Genomic DNA, 5,015 nt, shown 5'->3' on the forward strand with positions numbered 1-5,015 from the left:
CATTAATTAACAACCATTTAACTCATGTAAAAAATAATCATGCATACCCTCGATATTTTCATAATGGGCTCAATACTTTTTTTTGGAGGATACGCCTYTTTGTGGGCTGTACCAGCCGTCTTTATACTCGCAATCTTGGCGCTTAATGACATCAAACGCATTGAATTTATAGACCAACAACTTGCTAAAGATGTAAAACAACTTCACAGCAGGCTTGATTATCAATTATCTTATAAGATCGTGAACCGCTTTGCCCTTTACTGCGTTTCCTATCCGCTTATTCGATATCGCCAAACGACCAATTCCTGGAAGTTCAAATCCTTTATGTGGTTAAACTTTTTAGGGTTTTGGAGCTTGATTTTAGCGATTATMTTTTCTTACCTATCCGAGAGTTTAAATATAACATTCTAATCGTCATATCTTTGCGAGGAATTTTATGCCAGAAAGTGAATGGTGGGAGCTTTTACTTATTATTCTGGGGTTGGTTTTCGGAGGATATCTTGTTTTATGGTCAATACCTTCCGTCTTTATACTCGCAATCTTGGCGCTTAATGACATCAAACGTATTGAATTTATAGACCAACAGCTTGCTAAAGATGTAAAAAAACTTCACAGCAGGCTTGATTATCAATTACCTTATAAAATCGTCAATCGCTTTACTCTTTACTGTTTTTCCTACCCGCTTATTCGACATCGCCAAACGACCAGCTCATGGAAGTTCAGAGCCTTTATGTGGTACAATTTTTTAGGTTTTTGGAGCCTTATTCTCTCGGGCATCATTGTCTATCTGGCTAAGTTGTCCGGTGTGATAGACTGACCACCGAGCACTACAGGAGCGAATCTAACTTATGCCGCCATAGGCTGCATTACCCTTTACTTCGATTGCTGTCTGGTCTTGGGCATTCATCTTTGCAGTGACTGAAAAGCTTCAGTGAAGTGTGCAAATGTCAATTCCGCAGAACACTAAAACATGGAAAGTATCTACGCGCCAAGTAGCTAGTTTGAAGGGGAGGGTTAGATATTTTTATCTGAAAAGTCATTTGACTAACTAAAGCAAAGAGATATCAGATTGGAATTATATGAATTAGTTGTTACTATGATTGGATTGGTGCTTGGGGGATACCTTGCAGTTTGGTCTATCCCGGGTATTATCATGTTTTCTTTGATTACTCTTGGGGATATTAAGCGTATTGTATTACTGGATAAGTATTTATCTCAAAATATAAACAAATACTATACCGAACAGGGCCCTGAATTCAGATAATAAGTGCAACACTCATGGTTAAACTGGCGAGAGGAAGTCAACTGCTGATAGTGGTACGCTTCTCATCGCCAAAATCAAAACGTGATTACCATGAGTTACCAGCAGTTGACCGAAGGACAACGATACCAGATTTCTGTCCTTTTGGCCCGTGGCTGTTCACAAACAGTCATTGCCGAAACCCTTTGTAAGTCAAAATCAACAATCTCGAGAGAGCTAAACAGAAACAGGTTACCAGACGGCCGTTACGAGCCCGCTAAAGCTCAGCAGCTAGCGACAAGTCGACGTATACATGCCGACAAAAGGCGCATACCTTCGATGACAATCGACTTTGTTAAACTCTGCCTGAACGTTGATTGGAGCCCAGAGCAGATTAGCCATGTGAGCACGCGGTTGGGCATGCCTGTCAGCCATGAATGGATTTATCAATATGTGGCAACGGATAAAGCGGCTGGCGGCAAACTTTATAAGTCATTGCGTCAAGGGCACAAACGCTATCGTAAGGGCAAAACAAGCAAGCGCTGTGTGATACCAGAGCCTGTGTCTATCGATGAGCGGCCAGCCATTGTGGATACCCGTGAGCGTTTTGGTGACTGGGAAATCGATACTGTTTTGGGCAAACACGGCACAGGCGCGCTTGTCACCATTGCTGAACGAACCAGTCGTTTTTACTTGGTAAAAAAGGTGAGCAGCAAAAGCGCTGATGCTGTCCGTGATGCCACCATTGAGCTACTTCGACCGTACGCCGCGTATGTGCACACAATCACCGCGGATAATGGTTCAGAATTTGTCGGACACAAGGCAATAGCAGAGGCATTAGAGACAGAGATTTACTTTGCTCACCCTTATTCATCCTGGGAGCGAGGTTTAAACGAAAACAGTAACGGGCTACTCAGGCAGTATATTCCCAAGGGCACTGACCTGCGTGAAATCACTGAAGAAGAGGTGATGCAAGCTGTGGCTCGTTTGAATGCTCGACCAAGAAAATGTCTTGGTTTTAGGCAGCCTAGCGTTATCTTTAACAAGTTATGCCAGGCTGCAGACGAGAGTGTTGCACTTCGCGGTTGAATCCGCGGCTATTTAAAACCTTACTACCAAACCCCCTACTCGATTGGCACACGTCTGCTTTTATACTGGATAACTTATCCTATAACAAACAATCGTAAGCAAAAACTTCCTAAAAAAATGAAAGTTTTCATGTGGGTTAATTGCATTGGGGTATGGTGCTTTATTATTACACCATTATTCTCTCAACTCATTAAGCATTTAGACTGATAAAGCTTGCAATGTTCATGGTGCAAAGTCTGTAATAACAAATATATCAATAGCAGAATGGTGGGAGTTTTTGATTGCAATCCCTGCGCTAATTTTTACTAGTGTGTAGGTTTCAGGCTCGCACACCGCTCCCCCTCACACCTATTGATTTCACACATAGTTACACAACGGTGCGCATTTGCGCTTTACATCGATTGCGGGTCGATGAACACTGCTGGGCAGAGTATAATGACACCGATATCACGTAGAGTTAGTCACACATTATGAGCAATACCACCGCGAAAAAGCCGAGTCCCCTGTTTGAAATCCTGTTCAACGTTTTCATCCCTTCGATCATCCTGATGAAGTTGAGCGGCGATGAATACCTAGGTACAGCCACGGCACTGGTCGTCGCTTTGGCCTTCCCTCTCGCTTACGGCGGGATGGATCTGGTCCGTAACCAGAAATTCAATTTTATCGCAGCACTAGGTTTTATCAGCGTATTACTGACAGGCGGGATTGGCCTACTCGAGCTCGATACCCGTTGGTTAGCCTTAAAAGAGGCGCTTATCCCCGGCCTTATTGGCTTGGCGGTGTTAGGGTCAACCTTTACCCGCTACCCACTGATGCAGAAGTTAATTCTGAATGACAGCGTGCTCAACCTCGCGTTGATCAATCAGCGTTTAAAAGAGAGCGGGCAATCCGCCGCCTTTGAGCGTTGCTTGATGTGGTCAAACTATCTGTTCGCCAGCACCTTTGTGTTCTCATCAGCGATGAACTACTTCCTTGCCACGTGGATTGTCACCAGCCCTGCCGGCACACCCGCGTTTAATGAAGAGCTAGGCAAAATGACGCTGTACAGCTACCCGATGATTGCTATCCCTAGCATGTTGATGATGTTCGGCATCTTCTACTACATATGGCGTCAGATACGCGCGATGACATCGCTAGAAACAGAGCAAATCTTCCACCTGAAATAACAAGCGCCACGCGCGACGTTTAAAAACGGATCAAAAAAGGGAGGATAGCCTCCTCCCTTTAGTATCATTTCCATCCTTGACGCCACTTCTCGTCACTTTTGAGCTCACGCCAGTCAATCGGATATTCTTTTTTCGACAGCACCGACTCGAGCACGCATAACACCACCACACCGTCTTCATCATACTCAACGTCGGAGACCAAAAAGTGCTTCTCGCGATTAATGGGTTTGACCGCCGTCCACTTGCTATTGCGTAACTTGGCTGGATTGATTTGATTCACGCTCACCCCGTTAGATACTGCATCGGTTAAATATAACGATACCTTGTACGAACGGGGTTCGGTTTGGTTCAGTGGTTGGGGGTGGTGTAACTCGTTCCCACGCGGGAGGAGGGAACGAGATCAAACGCACTCAAATCCATACCGAAAAACTTTAAGTGTAAATCCTCAACTCGATATTATATCTAAACAGATTGCTAAAATTAAAGTAACAATCAAAAGAATAATAAATTTAATCCATAATAAAGATCTAGCTATAGAATCTAATTTTTCTATTACTTCTTCATTTACACTGCATTCGAGTTGAGTTTTATTTTGAGGCAATTTTTCCGAAAACCCCAAACATAGTATATTAACACCAAGAGACAAACCTAAGAATGTAAGAAGCATATCATATGCATCTATAAACGCACGAAAATTACTATAATCATACTTTTCATCAGCACTCATATAGTTTTCAATATTTGTAATTACAACAGAGGATCCTTCGTTATAGCCAGAAGAGAGAGCTTCTTGATTTTTTACTACTGTTTTTATTGCTTCAAGCAACTCTCTTTGCTGATAGTAATCATCCATTCCTTTCATCGCATTGACTAGCGGCATTGCTACACTTGCGAGAAAAATTATAAATAGACCAAAAAAAACACACTCTTTATGAGAGAGTTTTTTTATTAAACAAAAAAACACAATTGCAACTAGAAGAGGGATGCACAATGCGAAAATTGCCAACAAAGGCTTTACTAAAGACGAATCCAATTAACTTATTCCTTAATCTTAACTGCTCTGTTCGGGATTAACTTGCCACGGAAAACGCATGAACATCCGCGTCACGAAAGGCTTCCCAGCACGGTCGCGAGGTACTCTTGGTCCATCGCGCACATCATTCGCTTGCGTTGAATACCGGCTTTAAAACTCTTCTCTTGCTTTAATAAATTCAGAACCATTTGCCTTATTCGTGCAAATACTTCAGCTCGGTCATCTACCCTAATTCGACATGCATCTTCTTTTAATCCAACATCGAGCTGCCAGTGCATTGATTCAATTAACCAGTGCGAGCGAGTAGCATCATGAAGCTCTTTCGCTGTCAGTGCTTTTGAACTTATATAATAGCGCACAGAAATATCGGATTCTTCGGCGTGTTTGCCTTCTTGTCGAACACTCACCATGATGCCCATCGTTTTTAGTTCAGGCCAATCATAAGCCAAATCACCTAATACACTTAAATTGGTATTAATCAGTGCAC

6 protein-coding genes are annotated in these 5,015 nt (G+C 42.7%); 3 read left to right on the forward strand and 3 right to left on the reverse strand.

Translation table 11 applies throughout. The features are described 5' to 3' along the window. Positions 1–436: 436 nt before the first annotated feature. The 3 genes from BZJ18_RS16635 (at position 437) to BZJ18_RS16650 (ending at position 3,495) form a co-directional block, all read left to right on the forward strand. Positions 437–817, forward strand: coding sequence for a hypothetical protein (locus BZJ18_RS16635; protein ID WP_077458432.1), 381 nt, complete (start codon positions 437–439; stop codon positions 815–817). Positions 818–1,354: 537 nt separating this feature from the next. Then, entirely contained in the window at positions 1,355–2,329 is a 975-nt protein-coding gene (locus BZJ18_RS16645; RefSeq protein ID WP_077458436.1) for an IS30 family transposase, read from the forward strand. Positions 2,330–2,799: 470 nt separating this feature from the next. Further along, positions 2,800–3,495 (forward strand): VC0807 family protein, encoded by a 696-nt coding sequence (locus BZJ18_RS16650; protein ID WP_077458438.1) that lies wholly within the window; start codon positions 2,800–2,802, stop codon positions 3,493–3,495. A 64-nt stretch (positions 3,496–3,559) separates the two neighbouring features. On the opposite strand, the gene BZJ18_RS16655 is transcribed toward BZJ18_RS16650, so the two are convergent. The 3 genes from BZJ18_RS16655 to BZJ18_RS16665 form a co-directional block, all read right to left on the reverse strand. Next, positions 3,560–3,775, reverse strand: coding sequence for a TIGR02450 family Trp-rich protein (locus tag BZJ18_RS16655; RefSeq protein ID WP_077458442.1), 216 nt, complete (start codon positions 3,773–3,775; stop codon positions 3,560–3,562). 165 nt (positions 3,776–3,940) lie between these two features. Next, positions 3,941–4,528 carry a hypothetical protein gene (locus BZJ18_RS16660; protein ID WP_077458440.1) on the reverse strand — a complete coding sequence of 196 codons (588 nt, stop codon included), beginning with the start codon at positions 4,526–4,528 and terminating at the stop codon, positions 3,941–3,943. A 71-nt stretch (positions 4,529–4,599) separates the two neighbouring features. Beyond that, the coding region (locus tag BZJ18_RS16665; RefSeq protein ID WP_108743175.1) for an ISAs1 family transposase at positions 4,600–5,015 on the reverse strand (416 nt) is incomplete at its 5' end.

This window comes from Salinivibrio sp. IB872 (assembly GCF_001995345.1).
Classification (GTDB): Bacteria; Pseudomonadota; Gammaproteobacteria; order Enterobacterales; family Vibrionaceae; genus Salinivibrio; species Salinivibrio proteolyticus.